Below are 15161 nucleotides of genomic sequence, written 5' to 3'. Positions count from 1 at the left end.
CTGGGTACGATTGCCGAATGCTCACCGTCTCCGGTCAGCGGGAGAAGATTCTCACCGCGTACATGAACCTGCTCGTCGACTCCGGCGTGCGCGGGACGACCCTCGAAGCCGTGGGCACGACCTGCAAGCTCTCGAAGGCCGGCGTCCTCCATCACTTCGCGTCGAAGCAGGCCCTCGGCGCGGCGCTCCTCGCCGAGCTGCAGGCGCAGGCCCGGGTCGACGCCGACAACATGCTCGGCGACCTCGACAACGCCGTGTCGTACTACATCGTCTCCTCGCAGGATCGCGACAGCCTCCTCGAGCGTCTCGTCGAGGCCGTCTACCGCCTCGCGCAGACCGGTGACAAGGATGCGCTGGATGTGCTTCGCCAGTGCCGCGAGGGCTGGTTCGACGCGCTCGTCCGGGCCATCGGCGACCCAGCGGTCGCGCGCCTCGTGCTGTTCGTCGGAGACGGCATGAACCACAACGCGCTGCTCAGCGTCGGAGCGGGCAGCGAGAAGTTCATCAACGCGGAGTCGACGGCCGAGATCATGGGCGCGATCGAGAAGCTTCGCGCGTAGCGAGCCGCCCAGGCATCCTCCCCTGGCATCCGCTCACGTCTGGAAACACAACTGTTACGACGGGATGCGAGAAATCCCTCGGCGCGTCACCGACCGAATGGTAAGTTCAGCATCACTCCGCGAACGCGGCAGGCCCTTTGATGCGGGAGACAATGATGACCAACGCACAACCCGGCCCGATCACCGAAGCACTGGCGACGCAGACGCCAATCGGTAAGGGCCTCGCCCCAGCACGACTCGGCATCTGGGGGTCGACCGTCATCGGCCTCGCCTCGACCGCCCCGCTCTTCTCCCTCGCCGCGACCCTCGGCTTCGTCGTCATCGCCGTCGGCGAGCAGGCGCCCATCGCGTTCATCCTGGCGTTCATCCCGATGATGTTCACCGCATTCGCGTACCGCGAGCTCAACAACGAGCTCAACGACTGCGGCACCGTCTTCACCTGGGCCGCGAAGGCCTTCGGCCCCCGCACCGGATGGATGTCCGGCTGGGCCCTCGCGGTCGCAGGCATCCTGGTCATGGCGAACCTCGCCGAGATCGCCTCCGTCTACATCCTGCTGCTCATCGGCGACGGCTCCCTGGCCGAGAATCGCGTGGTCGTCACCCTCTTCGGGGCGCTCATCATCGCGGTCATGACCTGGATCTCGATGCGCGGCATCGAGCTCGGCGAGAAGATGCAGGTGGTGCTGCTGATCATCCAGTACGCCGCCATGGCCGCGTTCGTCGTCGGCTGCCTCATCGGCTACGCCAACGGCTCCGCCCCCGACCCGACCCCCGTGAGCATCGACTGGTTCAACCCGCTCCTCGCCGACGGGCACGGCATGGTGCAGGCCATCATCCTCGCCCTCTTCATCTACTGGGGATGGGACACCTGCCTCGCCCTGACCGAGGAGACCAAGGACCCCAAGAAGACGCCGGGCCGCGCAGCCGTGCTCTCGACGGTGCTGCTGCTCATCACCTACGTCGGCATCACGATCGTCGTCATGATGTACGCCGGCCTCGGCGACACCGGCACCGGCCTCGCGAACGAGGAGAACGCCGACGACGTCTTCTCCGTGCTCACCGACCTGGCGATGGGCCCGTGGGGCTGGTTCCTCGTGCTCGCCGTCGCCGTCTCCTCGCTGTCGTCCTCGCAGACGACGATCCTCCCCACCGCGCGCGGCACCTTCGCGATGGGCGTCTACAAGGCCCTGCCCGCACGCTTCGCCGTCGTCAGCGAGAAGTCGAAGACGCCGACCTTCTCGACGCTCCTGATGGGCATCGTCGCGATCGTCTACTACGTCGGCATGAGCTTCGTCTCGAACAGCGTCCTCCAGGACTCCATCCTCTCCATCGGCCTCGCCATCGCGTTCTTCTACGGGATCGCGAGCTTCGCCTGCATCTGGTACTTCCGCACGAGCCTCTTCTCGTCGGCGCGCAACTTCGTGTATCGCTTCCTGTTCCCGCTGCTCGGCGGGGTGTTCATGGTGTGGGCGTTCGTCCAGTCGGCAATCGACATGGCGAACCCCGAGTACGGCTACACGACCTTCTTCGGCCTCGGCAGCGCGTTCGTCATCGGCATCGGCTCGTTTGTCATCGGCTTCATCCTCATGTTCGTCTGGGCCGCGATGCCCGGATCGAAGGACTACTTCGAGAAGCGAACCATCAACCGCCACTCGGCGATCCTCGCCCCCGAGGACTGATCCCCGAGGCAAGGCGCCCTGCAGTCCCGCAGGGCGCCTTGCTTGCTCACCACCACCTACCAACCGCACGGTTTACCCCCGCGAACCGGGCGCCATCCATCGCACGTGATCAACGAAAGGCCAATCGTGCACATCCTCATCATCGGTGCAGGAGGCGTCGGCGCAGCCGCCGCCCGCATCGCGAAGCGCCGCAGCTTCTTCGACTCCTGCCTCATCGCCGACTACGACCCCACCCGGCCAGAAGACCTCGTCGCCGAACTCGACGACACCCGCTTCCAAGCGGCGCAGGTCGACGCATCCGACCCCGCAGCCGTCGAGACCCTCGTCCGCGACAACGGCATCACGCACGTCCTCAACGCCGTGGACCCACGCTTCGTGATGCCCATCTTCACGGGCGTCACCGCAGCCGGCGCGACCTACCTCGACATGGCGATGAGCCTCTCGAAGCCGCACCCCGAGCATCCGCACGAGCAGACGGGTGTGAAGCTCGGCGACGAGCAGTTCGAGCACGACGCCGCGCTCAAGGAGCGTGGCGTGCTCGCCCTCTGCGGCATCGGGGTCGAGCCCGGCCTCTCCGACGTCTTCGCCCGCTACGCCGAGGACGAGCTGTTCTCCGAGATCGACGAGCTCGGCGTGCGCGACGGCGCCAACCTGACCGTCGAGGGCTACGACTTCGCCCCGTCGTTCTCGATCTGGACGACGATCGAGGAGTGCCTCAACCCGCCCGTCATCTACGAGCGCGAGCGAGGCTGGTACACGACACCGCCCTTCAGCGAGGCCGAAGTGTTCGACTTCCCAGAAGGCATCGGCCCCGTCGAGTGCGTGAACGTCGAGCACGAAGAAGTGCTGCTCATGCCGCGCTGGACCAACGCGAAGCGCGTGACCTTCAAGTACGGCCTCGGCCAGGAGTTCATCGACGTGCTCAAGACACTGCACATGCTCGGCCTCGACAGCACCGAGCCCGTCAGCGTCAAGGGCCAGCAGGTCTCGCCCCGCGACGTCGTCGCCGCGGTCCTCCCCGACCCGGCCAAGCTCGGAGACCGCATGCGCGGCAAGACGTGCGCCGGACTCCTCGTGACCGGCAAGGGCAAGGACGGCGAGCCCAAGCAGGTGTACCTATACCACGTGGCCGACAACGAGGAGACGATGGCGAAGGACAACTCGCAAGCCGTCGTCTGGCAGACCGCCATCAACCCCGTCATCGCGCTCGAGCTGCTCGCGACGGGCGTCTGGTCTGGCGCGGGAGTGCTCGCACCGGAGGCATTCGACGCGAAGCCGTTCCTCGAGCTCCTCGGCGGCGCCGAGCCGTCAGGCTACGGTTCGCCGTGGCACGTGCAGGACCGCAGCGCCGAGCTCACCGCGTAGACCGCCAGCTCGTCTGCTCGCCTGTCCAACATCAGTGCGATATCGGGTCGGCAGCGCCGTTTTGGCGCCGATTGGCCCGATATCGCACTGATGTTGGACAGCGACTCCGCAGCAGCCGCACGATGTCGGCGCGGCCGGGATGCTCGGCGCGGTCGGGATGTTCGGCGGCCGGCACGCCCCACTCCGAGCCTGGCCGCGTGTGCCGACCGGTGGCCAACTTCCGTGCTGTACGAGGCCCTGGCGCGACTGCCGACGCTGCGAGCGCCAGTTCATCACGCGAGTTGGCCGCGTCAGCGCGCGAGGAGCTGCTCGATCTCGGCGGCGGTCGGGATGCTCGGCGAGGCGCCGCGCTTCGAGACGGCAAGGGCGCCGGCCGCAGCTCCGTACCGGATCGCGGCTTCGAGCGGCTGCCCGTTGGCGAGGGCCGCCCCGAGCGCGCCCGCGAAGGCGTCACCGGCCGCCGTCGTGTCGACTGCCTCGACCTCGATCACCGCGAACGTCTCGACGTTGTCCCTGGTCACGAGCGTCGTCCCGGCTCCACCCCGCGTGATGAGCACAGCGCCGACGCCGCGGTCGAGGAACCAGCGCCCGGCTTCCGCGGCGCTCGCCTCGCTGTCGACGACGATGCCCGTGAGCATGCGCGCCTCGGTCTCGTTCGGTGTGACGATGTCGACCGACGCCCACACCTTCTCGTCGAGGGCGATGGCGGGCGCCGGGTCCAGGATGGTCGTGAGCCCTGCATCCCGTGCCGTGCGCAGGATGCTCTCGGTCAGCCGCTCGGGCGTCTCCAGCTGGGTGAGCAGCACCGAGCTCGTCGCCGCGGCGCCGCCGATGCCCTGCAGCACCATGGACTCGTCGAGGGCATCGTTGGCCCCCGGCACGATGACGATCGAGTTCTCGCCGGTCGCATCCACGCGGATGTGCGCGATCCCGGTCTCGCCACCCACGGTTCGCACGCCGTCGACTGCAACCCCGGCGGACCGGAGCTCTCGCAGGACCATCTCGCCGAAGGTGTCGTCACCGACGCACGCAATGAATGCAGTGGGTGCCCCCGCTCTGGCGGCCGCGACAGCCTGGTTCGCTCCCTTGCCGCCGAGGGCGAGGCTGAAGCTCTCGCCGCGCAGCGTCTCGCCGGGCTCGGGCGCGCGCGTCGAGAAGGCAGTGAGGTCGGCGGAGACACTCCCGACGACAAGCACCCCGACTCGTTCCAAGCTGCTCATGCGCGCTTCGAGCGCATCGCCTTGAGCTGCTTGAGCGACTCGTCGCCCGCCTTCTCTTCGTACTCGTCGGTGCCGAGCGGAACAAGCGCGATGCGCGCCTCCCCGTCGGAGTGAATTCCCCAGCCCCAGCGCTTCCCGAGCGGCGAAGCGCGCAGGCACGCCTGGTCCTTCGCGAAGAACGCAGCGCGGGCCGCCTCGCGCTCCTCGTCCGGGATCGCGTTGCGGACGGCGTAGGTCTCGAACAGCACATCATCCGACGTGTACTCGTACGGATGCTCGCTGACGAGCTTGTGCTGCAGGCTCGCGATCGTCGGCCCCTTCGCCGACTCCGGCGGCGCCTCAGCCTCGTCGACGGGGCAGTCGTCGGCGATCTGGATGAACGTGCTGGTGTAGTTCGTCGTCCCCATGGGCAGAGCCTACGGGTCCGCGGTGCCGGGGACCAGGGAGGCGGATCGCGCGCGGCAACGCAGGCGTGACACGAGCGTGACCGGTCGTACCGCGCGGGGCCGCGCCACGCTCACCGATGGCGCGATCGCACGACGTCACGCGCCTCGCGCTCCTCCCGCTCCACCGCGCGTGGCCGCGATCCTGCCAGCCACTGCCCGAGCCCTCGGTGCTCTGAACTGCGGAACGCGAAGACCAGAGCGGTGACGCCGAGGACGAACTGCAGGAGTCCGCCGAACTCCCAGAGGGCGAGCAGCGTGAATCCGCCGATGCCGAACAGCAGACGCGCCGTTCGTCGCGCAATGATGCCCATGAATCCGACGGCCTCCGCCTCGCGCGCACGGATCAACACGGCACGCTCACCGAGCGTCACCCCACCCGCATACACCGAGACCGCCTGCAGCAGGAAGGCGACGACCAGCGACAGGGACCGTGTCCAGGATGCGCTCACGTCGACACCGAAGACGCCCTGCAGCACCAGCGCGGTCAGGCTTGCAAGGATCTGCACGAGTCCGAGCATCGTGAGGTCAGCGACCATCGCGAACAGACGACGGCCGAGCGTCATCTCGACGGGCACCTCGATCAGCTCGCCGGGCAGGCGGTCGGCGGCGCCACGGTGCGCACGGCTCATGACCAGCAGCCCGACGATCGCGCCGAGCAGTGCTCCCGTCGTGTTCGTGACCAGGTCGCCGGTGTCGAAGAAGCGATACGCGCACGGGAACGCACCGAACACCCCGGTGAGCTGCGTCACCTCGATGAGCAGCGACAAGGCGAAGCCGACCGCGGTGGATGCGAGGATCCCGAGCCCGAGAAGCGCGCGGGCCAGGAAGCCGAGCGGCACGAACAGCACGACGTTGAGCGCGAGCTGCAGGAACGCGCGATTCGTCAGCAGTGACGAGCTCTCGCCCTGCAGGCGGATGACGTCGGCCACGGAATCGAGCGGGTTCCAGATGGGAGAGCGGCACGTGTACGCCCCGTCGGGCAGCGGGAACAGCGTGTACGCCCAGATCGCCACGAAGAAGAAGCCGGCGGCCACCCACCCCAGGAAGCGGGTCCGCGAGAATCCGCCGCTGCGGCGGTAGCTGGCCACGATGAGCGGCACGAGGACGAGAAAGTTCAGCAGGAGGCCCGCGCTGAGAGCCAGCACGGTGGAGACGGCGATGTTCATAGCTCGCTCATTCTGCTCGGGATGCGAGACCACCGCGTCACCCGACAGGCGCACCGCAGGTCATCCGCTGGGTGCACACGGCCCTCGGCCCGGCTGTGGTGGGGACGCGAAGAAGGCCGGATGCGGGGCATCCGGCCTTCTCGTGCGCGTTCGGGGGGGGGGAACGCGCGACACGATCGGGGGAGATCGTGCCTCAGCCGCCGAAGCGACCAGGTTCTGCGACTACTGGGCGAGCGTCGCCTGCACGTCGAGGTTGATCGTGACCGTGTCACCGAGCGTGAGGCCGCCGGCCTCGGTCGGTGCGTTCCAGTTGACGCCGAAGTCCTTGCGGTTGATCTTCGTGACCGCCTCGAAGCCGAGCTTCTTCTGGCCGTAGCCGTCGGTCGTGATGCCACCGAACTCGACGTCGAACGTGACCGGCTTGGTGACGCCGCGCAGCGTGAGCTCGCCGTCGACCTTGACCGAGTCGCCCTCGACGCGCGTGGCGGAGGAGGCGAACGTGAAGGTCGGGAACTCCTCGGCGAGGAAGAAGTCGGAGGTCGCGAGGTGCTGGTCGCGTGCGGGCTGCTTCGTGTTGACGGATGCGACCTCGACCTCGGCGTTGACCGTGGACTCCTCGATGGTCTCGCCGGTCGTGATGACGCCCGAGAAGGTCTCGAAGCCGCCACGGACCTTGCTGATGGCGAGGTGGCGGACGACGAAGCCGACCTCCGTGTGGGTGGGGTCGATGTTCCAGGTGCCGGCGGTCCAGCCGTTGATGTCTGCTGCGCTGATGCTCATGTCTTCTCCTGAAGGCTAGGGTGTTGTCTCGGTCAAGTCCTGGACAACGTAACACATTGTTGCGGATACAAGTTATTCAAACGCATAGAGATGTGACGGTATTCCGACCGGCAGGAGAAACTTCGGTGAACTCGTCGACGACCCCACCGAACGCGGCGAGCAGCTAGGCCTGCTGCTGCTTCGCGGCAGCGCTCACCGACTTCATGAAGCGCAGCACGTTGTCGTCGACGAAGATGTCGTTCGGCTGCAGGGGTCGCGACAGGTGCAGCCCATCGAGGGCGCGGATGCGCGACAGCGCCACGTAGGTCTGCCCGGGCGAGAAGGCCCTCGCGCCCAGGTCGACCACCGCGCGGTCGTAGGTCTTCCCCTGCGACTTGTGGATCGTGACCGCCCACGCGAGACGCAGCGGAAACTGTGTGAACTCCCCCACGACGTCCCGCGACAGCTCGCGCGTATCCGGCGAGTACGAGTACTTCAGCTTCTCCCACACGAGCGGTTCGACCTCGTGCTCGTCACCGTCGATCTCGACGTAGACGGTCTTGTCGATGCGCGTGACCTCGCCGATGGAGCCATTCACCCAGCGCCCGTCGGAGTCGTTGCGCAGGAACATGACCTGCGCGCCGACCTTCAGGTCGAGGCGCTCGTCGGCGGGGAAGTTGCGCCCGCCGAACTCGCCGGAGATGTCGGCGTTGGCGGTCATCGACGCGCCCGGCAGGCGCTCGAGGTTCTGCGCGTTGATGCGCGACACCTGCGCGTTGCGGGACGCGAGCGTGATGGTGCCGTCGGCCGGGGCGGGCCTGGCGCCGACCGTGTTGAGACGGTTCGCCATGTCGGCCGTGACCTGCCCGTACCTGACGGCCGTGAGGATGTTCTTGAACTCGTCCTCGTGCTGCCGGTGGATCTCGCGCAGCGCGTGGATGCGCAGCTCCGCCTCCTGCCACACCTTCGCGTCGAAGAACCAGAGCGAACGGTAGTGGTCGCGGAAGTACGCACGCTCGTCCGGGTCGGACGGCGGGACGGGTGCCAGCTGGAACGGGTCCCCGAACATGACGAGCTGCACGCCGCCGAACGCCTCGTTCTTGCGCTGCCTCGCCTGCCGCAGCGACCGGTCGATGGCGTCCATGAGGTCGGCGCTCACCATCGACACCTCGTCGATGACCAGCGTGTCGATCTTGTTGAGCAGCTTGCGGACGTCGCCGTTCTGCTCGATCGGCGCATCCCCGATGACACCGATCGGCAGCTTGAAGAGGGAGTGGATGGTCTGCCCGCCCACGTTGAGGGCCGCGACTCCGGTCGGCGCCGCGATGACCAGCTGCTTCGAGGTGTGCCACGCCAGGTGGTTGAGCAGCGTCGACTTGCCGGTTCCGGCGCGACCCGTCACGAAGAGGTGGTCGCGCGTGTGCTCGATGGCGTCGAACACACCCTGCTGCTCCGGGGTGAGGACGATCGTCACTGCTTCGCCCCCTGCTCTGCGTCACGCTCGAGCTGCGCCTCCTGCTCGCGCCGGTCCTGCTTGCGCTTCTCGAGTGCCGCCGTGCGGTCGGCCATCGCCTTCAGCTGCGCGTTGTACGCCTCGAGCTCGGCGTCGCCGTCCCGGTCCGCCTTCCGGTCGCGCCGCTTGGCTTCCCGATCGTCGGAGCGAGACCACGAGAACGCGACCAGCATGGCGAGGATGACCGTCGGCACCTCGCCGACGCCCCAGGCGATGGCGCCGCCGATCTGCTGGTCGGTGATCGCATCCGCACCCCACGGCCTGCCCATCGCCCCGTACCAGTCGGCGAGCAGCAGCCCCGTTCCGCTCATGATGCTGAGGCCGAAGAACGCGTGGAACGTCATGACGAGCACCAGCGCGATGAGGCGCATCGGATAGGGAGCTCGGGTGCCGATCGGGTCGATGCCGATGAGGGCGTTCGCGAACAGGTAGCCGACGATGAGGAAGTCGGCGATCATCCACATGTGCCCGACGTGGTCGGTCACCGCCCAGCGGAACAGCGGCGTGTAGTAGAAGACCAGGAGCGAGCCGGCGAAGACGACGGCGGAGACGATGGGGTGCGAGAAGAACTTCGCCCACTTCGAATGCACGAACTTCAGCGCCCATTCCCGGGTTCCCATGCTGCCGTCGTGTCGCGCGTGCACGGCGCGAAGCAGCAGCGTCATGGGCGCTGACAGCACGAACATGATCGGCACCAGCATGGTGAGGAACATGTGCTGCGTCATGTGGAAGCTGAAGACGAACTTACCGTAGACGATGAGCGAGCCGTTGACGAGGTAGAGCAGGATCAGGATGCCGAGGACAAACGAGATCGTGCGCCCCAGCGGCCACTCGTCGCCGCGGCGGCGGAGGCGCAGCACGCCAGCGATGTAGAAGAACAGCGCGAAGAGGCACAGGGTTGTCCACATGGGGTCGAGGCGCCACTCGGTGAGCAGGCGGAAGGGCTCGAACTCAGGCGGAAGAGGGTCCCCCGTCAGCAACTGCGCGGGCGTCGGCGACGCGAGCTGGTCGGCCGTGACCTCGGTGACGGGCGACGGCGTGCGGCCCAGAGCTGCCGCCGCACCGGATGCGATACCCATGAACGCGAGCTCGAGCGAGACGAGCCACACGAGCGGCTTGCGAGTGGAGGCGCCCTGTTCGACCGCGGCGCGCATCCGGTTGATGAGTCCCCGTCGTTGCGCCCAGCCGATGAAGCCGAGCGCGATCAGCACAACCGCCTTCACGATGACGATGACGCCGTAGGGCGTGACGAGCTCGGCGAATGAGCCGATGTTCGCGACGCTCGCGACGACCCCGGACGCGGCGACCACGATGAAGGCGATGAGCGCGAGTGTCGAGTAGCGCTCGAGCACCGCCAGGCGACGCACGTCGGGCAGGCGCGGAGCGAGGATCGCCACGACGAGCAGCCCGCCGAGCCAGAGCGCCGCACCCATGTAGTGCAGGGTGATGCCGCCGACGACGGTCTCGTGGTTTGCTGCGCCCGCGGCGTGGCCCTGCGCTCCGAGCGGCCACAGGCAGAAGAACGAGAACGCCGCGGAGAGGCCGACCATCCAGGCGCTGCGACTCGCGAACACGACGATCGACAGCACGAGAACCATGCCGACCGCAAGCACCCAGGCCTGGCCGAGTTCCAGCGAGGTGAAGAAGAACAGGAGGCCCTGGCCGAAGGCCGCGTCGAACGAGAACGCCGCGTTGGAGATCTGGAGGTACGTGAGGAACGCCGCGGCGAACGTGGAGACCACCCAGGCGGCGGCACCAGACGACGCGATGGTCATCGCCCGCTCGAACTCGGGCTGCTTTCGGCTCGCCGCCCACGCGGCGAGCACCAGCGCGCCGATCGTGACCGACGCGGACAGGTTCAGGGCAAGGCGCGCGATCGGCACGCCCCACATGACGACGGGGCCCGGGTCGGAGACAATGAGGGCCTTCGCTCCGCCGCCGTACGCGAGGCCCCAGACGACCGCGACGAGGGCGGCGAGGAGGAAGAGCGCGGGGCCGAGGACAACCATCCGCTTCGTGTGGAGCGACCAGGAGTCCGCATTCGCGCGGTTGCGCTCAGCCTTGCTGGCGGTCTTGTCCGCGGCTGCCGCCGTCTTCTCGTCTCTGGAACCGGGGACGAGGGGCGTAGGCATGATCATCAAGTGTAGATCGTCGCCGCCGGACGGGCTCTTCATCCACAGGCGGATGCGGTGTGAGCCGCACACACGAACGCGGGGCCGCTTCCGAGTGGAAGCGACCCCGCGTGCATTCAGGCGCGAACGCTACTTGGCTGCAGCCTTGAGCTTCGAGCCAGCCGAGATCTTGACGCCCTTGGACGCGGCGATCTGGATGGCTTCACCCGTCTGAGGGTTGCGGCCGGTGCGCGCGGCACGAGCGGTCTGCTCAACGGAGAGCCAGCCCGGGATCGTGACCTTGGTGCCCTTGGCAACGTTCGAGGCGAGCTCGCTGAAGAGTGCGTCGAGGACGCTTCCAACAACAGCCTGGCTCTGGCCGGTCTCAGTCGCGATCGCGGCAACGAGTTCGGTCTTGTTCACAGTCTTGTCTGCCATATGTCCTCCTTAGGACGCGGCCCCGCCCTTGCGAGTGCAGCATGTTGGGTTCAGAAGTCCTGCAGTTCCGCGGGATTCCGCGGCAGGACCTTCGTCAACCTACCAAAGCGAAGGCCCGTGGCATGCAGATTCGCCTGACACGCCGTGTCTTGCCACCGAATTCACCGGTTCACGACCCCTCTGGACCGGATCGATGCCCGGATCGACGCCAAAATCCCCAGAACCGCAGGCAGGGCCGCACGACGTGCGACCCGGATCGGGATCCGGATCAGCGTCGCTTGATCTCCGGGAAGTCATCATCGCGCCACTCATGCTCGAGCCGGTTGCCTTCCGCCTCGATCTCCCGGTTGCGAAGCTCGACACGGCGGATCTTGCCGGATGCGGTCTTCGGCAGCTCGAAGAACTCGAGTCGTCGGACCCTCATGTACGGCGGCATGACCGACCGTGCGTGCCTGAGCACCTCGAGGGCCGTCTGCCGGTTCGCCTCCCACCCCGCTGCGAGGGTCACGTAGGCCTTGGTGATGTTGAGCTTCGTCGCGTCCGGCGCCCCGACGACCCCAGCCTCGGCGACAGCGTCGTGCTCGAGCAGGAGGCTCTCGACCTCGAACGGCGAGACCTTGAAGTCGGAGGACTTGAAGACGTCGTCGGTGCGCCCGACGAAGGTGATGCATCCGTTCTCGTCGCGAGTCGCGACGTCGCCCGTGTGGAAGTAGCCGTCGCGCACCGCGTTGTCGGTCGCCGCGGGCGAGCCGAGGTACTCGGTCATGAGGTTCACGGGGCGCTCGCCGCGCATGTCGAGGCAGATCTCGCCCTCGTCGCCAGCCAGCCCGGTGAGGGGGTCGAGCAGCACCACGTTCATGCCGGGCAGCGGATGCCCCATCGCGCCGGGCTTGATGACGGACCCGGGCGCGTTCGCGATGAGGGCGGTGGTCTCGGTCTGCCCGTAGCCGTCGCGGATCTCGAGGCCCCACCAGTCGTGGATGCGCGCGATGACCTCGGGGTTGAGGGGTTCGCCGGCGGAGAGCAGTTCCCTCATCGCCCGGGGCTTCTCGGTCCTGCCGTGCTGCACCAGGATGCGCCACACCGTCGGCGGCGCGCAGAACGAGGTCGCACCCGCCCTGTCGAGCTGCTCAAGCAGCAGCCCCGCATCGAACCGCTCGTAGTTGACGACGAACACGGTGGCCTCCGCGTTCCAAGGCGCGAAGAAGCTGCTCCAGGCATGCTTGCCCCAGCCGGCCGCGCTGATGGCGAGATGCACGCCGCCCGGCTCGACGCCGATCCAGTACATCGTCGAGAGGTGCCCGACCGGGTACGAGCGGTGCGAGTGAACGACGATCTTCGGGTGGCTCGTGGTGCCGGAGGTGAAGTAGATGAGCGCGGCGTCGTCGCTCGCCGTCTGCTTCACGACCGGCGCATCCGAGGCGTCGTAGACGTCGTTGAAGTCGAGCCACGAGTCGCGAGCTGCGCCGTCGAGACCGGCACCCACCTGCACGATGCGGTAGCTGCCGAGCACGTTGTCGAACTTGGCCGCGTCGGCCTCCTCGGCGATGACGAGCCGCACCCTGGCTCGCTCGACTCGGTCGTCGAGGTCGTGCGAGCCGAGCACAACCGAGGTGGGCAGGATCACGGCGCCGAGCTTCAACGCGCCGAGCATCGCCTCCCACAGCTCCCGACGGTTGCCGAGCATGAGCATGACGACGTCGCCGCGGCCGATGCCCTGGGCTTCGAGCCAGTTCGCGACTCGGTTGGAGCGGCGACGGAGGTCGTCGAAGCTGTACTTCGCCTCGCTGCCGTCGGCTTCCACGATCCACAGCGCTGCGCGGTCATTGCCCTCGGCGATCTCGTCGAACCAGTCGAGCGCCCAGTTGAAGGTGTCGCCCACGTCCGGCCACTCGAACTCACGGCTCGCTCGCTCCGCATCCGTGCGGAGGGCGAGCAGCTGGTCACGTGCGCTGCGGAAGGCGGAGGCACCTCGAACATCTGACATGCGTGCCATTCTCACGCACGCCACCGACATTGCGCCGCCGATCCGGATGCGCGCGCGCAGATCAGCGCGGCGGCAGGTAGTCGAGGAGCTCGCCCGGCTTGCATTCGAGCACGGCGCAGAGCCTCGCGAGCGTCTCGAAGCGGACCGCCTTGGCGCGGTTGTTCTTGAGAACCGACAGGTTGACGACGCTGATGCCCACCCGCTCCGACAGGTCGACGAGCGTGATGCCCCGCCTCGCCATGATCTCGCCCAGATGGCACACGATGTAGTGGGGCTCCTCGAGGGGCTCCGGCACCATCAGACGAGGCCTTCCTGGTCCTGCTCGAGGCGCGCGCCGCGACGCATGATGAGGTTCACGACGAGCAAGATCACCAGGATGAGGAGGAACGTCCACGTCTGGTCGAGGATGGTCGGCTCAGGCGCGTCGGACCCGCTCCACCCGAGCTTCGCGATCGCCCAGTTCGTGCCGAGCAGCTCGAAGAACCCTGGCGCCGCGAGTGCAGCGACGACCAGCCCAGACGACCAGTCGAGGAGTCGGATGCTCTTGCGTCCGAAGAAGTCGCCCTTCGCGAGGTTCCTGGCGAAGAGCAGGAGCATCCACACTGCGGCGAGGCTCAGGACGGCGCCGATGATCTGTCCGATGAGGAGCAGAACAAGCGCACCTGTCGGGAGGAGATCCCCGGCGACGAGGATCGTCGAGGCACCGTCGAGGGGCACATCAGCCCCGACGGGGGTGGGCAGCGAGACGGATGCCCCTTCGAACGACGCGTTGACGCGCACGCTGCCGTCGACGAAGTAGCCGATGACGTTCTCGAGGGGCTTCAGGATGACGAGGCCGGCGGCAGCGATGCCGAGCGGCCAGAGGTAGCCGAGCTCCTTCGCTTCGCGGTCGGTGCCTGCCGGGTTCTGTCGTGCGTTCATGATCTTCCTCCATATCGTTTCTCGATATGCATAACGATAAACGATATGCCTGGATGCGCAACCCCTGAACGCACGAAACCCCCGAGCGGAGACGCTCGGGGGTTTCGGGGAAGCACTACGCCATTGCTGGCGGGCTGGTGGTTACCAGCTCGACTTCGTGATTCCTGGAAGCTCACCGCGGTGAGCCATGTCGCGGAAGCGGACACGCGAGATGCCGAACTTCGAGACGTGGCCGCGGGGGCGTCCGTCGATGCTGTCGCGGTTGCGAACGCGGACCGGCGAAGCGTTGCGGGGAAGCTTCTGCAGGCCGAGGCGTGCTGCCTCGCGCGACTCGTCGGTGCCGTTCGGGTCGACAAGAGCCTTCTTCAGCTCTGCGCGGCGTTCCGCGTAGCGCTCGACGATGACCTTGCGCTGCTCGTTCTTGGCGATCTTGCTCTTCTTGGCCATGTTTAGCGCTCCTCTCGGAATTCGACGTGCTTGCGGATGACCGGGTCGTACTTCTTCAGCACGAGGCGGTCAGGCGTGTTGCGACGGTTCTTCTTCGTCACGTAGGTGTAGCCCGTTCCAGCGGTGGAGCGGAGCTTGATGATCGGACGTACGTCCTGGCTCTTCTTCGCCATTAGAACTTGACTCCCTTCGCACGAAGCTCAGCGACGACGGACTCGATGCCGCGTGCGTCGATGACCTTGATGCCCTTAGCCGAAAGCGTCAGCGTGATCGTGCGCTTCATGGAAGGCACGAAGTACTTCTTCTTCTGGATGTTCGGGTCGAACCGACGGTTGGTCCGTCGGTGCGAGTGCGAGATGTTGTGACCGAATCCGGGAACCGCCCCGGTCACCTGGCACACTGCTGCCATTGTTTCCTCCGTAGATACCGCGGGAACCAGAAGGCCCCGCCCAAGATCTCTTGTCTGCGTCAGTGGCGGTTGCACACCAACACGGTCGCGCCCGAGGGGAACCCAGACGCACCAAGCGTCGAGCTTAGGCGACACGCCCG

General features: G+C 67.2%; 16 protein-coding genes. 3 read left to right on the top strand and 13 right to left on the bottom strand.

What is annotated here, in order from left to right; genetic code table 11:
- The first annotated feature begins 17 nt into the window (after positions 1 to 17).
- The 3 genes from HDC34_RS01700 to HDC34_RS01690 all read left to right on the top strand — a co-directional run bounded on the left by HDC34_RS01700 (position 18) and on the right by HDC34_RS01690 (position 3604).
- Positions 18 to 560, top strand: coding sequence for a TetR/AcrR family transcriptional regulator (locus tag HDC34_RS01700; protein ID WP_179555580.1), 543 nt, complete (start codon positions 18 to 20; stop codon positions 558 to 560).
- 155 nt (positions 561 to 715) lie between these two features.
- Entirely contained in the window at positions 716 to 2239 is a 1524-nt protein-coding gene (locus tag HDC34_RS01695; RefSeq protein ID WP_179555579.1) for an APC family permease, read from the top strand.
- 126 nt (positions 2240 to 2365) lie between these two features.
- On the top strand, positions 2366 to 3604 hold the full coding sequence (locus HDC34_RS01690) for a saccharopine dehydrogenase family protein (RefSeq protein ID WP_179557051.1): 1239 nt from the start codon (positions 2366 to 2368) through the stop codon (positions 3602 to 3604).
- A gap of 290 nt (positions 3605 to 3894) precedes the next feature.
- Here HDC34_RS01690 and rbsK read toward each other — a convergent pair whose 3' ends face one another.
- The 13 genes from rbsK to rpmB all read right to left on the bottom strand — a co-directional run bounded on the left by rbsK (position 3895) and on the right by rpmB (position 15021).
- Positions 3895 to 4824 carry a ribokinase gene (gene rbsK / locus HDC34_RS01685; RefSeq protein ID WP_179555578.1) on the bottom strand — a complete coding sequence of 310 codons (930 nt, stop codon included), beginning with the start codon at positions 4822 to 4824 and terminating at the stop codon, positions 3895 to 3897.
- Positions 4821 to 5231, bottom strand: coding sequence for a DUF6157 family protein (locus HDC34_RS01680; protein WP_179555577.1), 411 nt, complete (start codon positions 5229 to 5231; stop codon positions 4821 to 4823). Before HDC34_RS01680 ends, rbsK begins: the two co-directional genes overlap by 4 nt.
- 110 nt (positions 5232 to 5341) lie before the next feature.
- Entirely contained in the window at positions 5342 to 6436 is a 1095-nt protein-coding gene (locus tag HDC34_RS01675; RefSeq protein WP_179555576.1) for a VanZ family protein, read from the bottom strand.
- 222 nt (positions 6437 to 6658) lie between these two features.
- On the bottom strand, positions 6659 to 7216 hold the full coding sequence (locus HDC34_RS01670) for a YceI family protein (RefSeq protein WP_068483909.1): 558 nt from the start codon (positions 7214 to 7216) through the stop codon (positions 6659 to 6661).
- Between the two features lie 163 nt (positions 7217 to 7379).
- Entirely contained in the window at positions 7380 to 8669 is a 1290-nt protein-coding gene (locus HDC34_RS01665; protein WP_104313281.1) for an ATP-dependent RecD-like DNA helicase, read from the bottom strand.
- Positions 8666 to 10840, bottom strand: a complete 2175-nt coding sequence (locus tag HDC34_RS01660; RefSeq protein WP_257023053.1) for a bifunctional copper resistance protein CopD/cytochrome c oxidase assembly protein — start codon at positions 10838 to 10840, stop codon at positions 8666 to 8668. Before HDC34_RS01660 ends, HDC34_RS01665 begins: the two co-directional genes overlap by 4 nt.
- A gap of 129 nt (positions 10841 to 10969) precedes the next feature.
- Positions 10970 to 11257 (bottom strand): HU family DNA-binding protein, encoded by a 288-nt coding sequence (locus HDC34_RS01655; RefSeq protein WP_068483913.1) that lies wholly within the window; start codon positions 11255 to 11257, stop codon positions 10970 to 10972.
- A gap of 268 nt (positions 11258 to 11525) precedes the next feature.
- Positions 11526 to 13244 carry an AMP-binding protein gene (locus HDC34_RS01650; protein WP_179555575.1) on the bottom strand — a complete coding sequence of 573 codons (1719 nt, stop codon included), beginning with the start codon at positions 13242 to 13244 and terminating at the stop codon, positions 11526 to 11528.
- 61 nt (positions 13245 to 13305) lie between these two features.
- A complete protein-coding gene (locus HDC34_RS01645; RefSeq protein ID WP_104254297.1) occupies positions 13306 to 13542 on the bottom strand; it encodes a helix-turn-helix transcriptional regulator in 237 nt (78 codons plus the stop codon).
- Positions 13542 to 14165 carry a DUF2975 domain-containing protein gene (locus tag HDC34_RS01640; protein ID WP_104313286.1) on the bottom strand — a complete coding sequence of 208 codons (624 nt, stop codon included), beginning with the start codon at positions 14163 to 14165 and terminating at the stop codon, positions 13542 to 13544. Before HDC34_RS01640 ends, HDC34_RS01645 begins: the two co-directional genes overlap by 1 nt.
- A 141-nt stretch (positions 14166 to 14306) precedes the next feature.
- Positions 14307 to 14612: a 30S ribosomal protein S14 gene (gene rpsN, locus HDC34_RS01635; protein WP_104313288.1), complete on the bottom strand. Its 306-nt coding sequence runs from the start codon at positions 14610 to 14612 to the stop codon at positions 14307 to 14309.
- 2 nt (positions 14613 to 14614) lie between these two features.
- Complete coding sequence (gene rpmG / locus HDC34_RS01630) at positions 14615 to 14785, bottom strand: 50S ribosomal protein L33 (protein ID WP_068483925.1); 171 nt, start codon at positions 14783 to 14785, stop codon at positions 14615 to 14617.
- Positions 14785 to 15021: a 50S ribosomal protein L28 gene (gene rpmB, locus HDC34_RS01625; protein WP_068483927.1), complete on the bottom strand. Its 237-nt coding sequence runs from the start codon at positions 15019 to 15021 to the stop codon at positions 14785 to 14787. Before rpmB ends, rpmG begins: the two co-directional genes overlap by 1 nt.
- Positions 15022 to 15161: the final 140 nt, after the last annotated feature.

The sequence above is a fragment of the Pseudoclavibacter sp. JAI123 genome (genome assembly GCF_013409665.1).
Classification (GTDB): Bacteria; Actinomycetota; Actinomycetes; order Actinomycetales; family Microbacteriaceae; genus Pseudoclavibacter.
This window is presented reverse-complemented; position numbering and strand designations above follow the sequence as displayed.